The following is a 366-nucleotide window of genomic DNA, read 5'->3' on the forward strand; positions in this document are numbered from 1 at the left end:
AGGGTTACGGAAAGCTATTCAGGCGAGAATGTAGGTCATCGTCCCGGAGAACATGCCGCTGTTCTGCACCGCGCCACAATTGGCATAACGGAAATTGCCATTCGTTTCCAGAATGAAATCACGCTGGCTGCCACCATCACGCCCCGCCCACGTGCCATGCGTGACGACCGCAGGCCTCCAACCCTCCGGAATTGTACCGAACTGTCCACTGCCCCACGAGTCAGTGTTCGCGCTTTTCCAGTTGATGCTAATCTGCGCGATCTTGCCAGACTTCACGCCGGTCACGGTGCCATACTGTGATTTAATCAAAGTCTGGGTTACGGAAAGCTATTGCAGTGCCATCCAACAGCCGTGCGCCGTGGAGTA

The 366-nt window shown here is 55.5% G+C and carries 1 protein-coding gene; it reads right to left on the reverse strand.

Annotated features, from left to right (window positions below; all coding sequences use genetic code 11):
* Positions 1–18: 18 nt before the first annotated feature.
* Complete coding sequence (locus KSX58_RS10320) at positions 19–309, reverse strand: hypothetical protein (RefSeq protein WP_217735718.1); 291 nt, start codon at positions 307–309, stop codon at positions 19–21.
* Positions 310–366 lie beyond the last annotated feature (57 nt).

Origin of the sequence: Bifidobacterium sp. MSK.17.10 (assembly GCF_019129655.1) — a bacterium.
In the GTDB taxonomy this organism is placed as follows: domain Bacteria; phylum Actinomycetota; class Actinomycetes; order Actinomycetales; family Bifidobacteriaceae; genus Bifidobacterium; species Bifidobacterium adolescentis.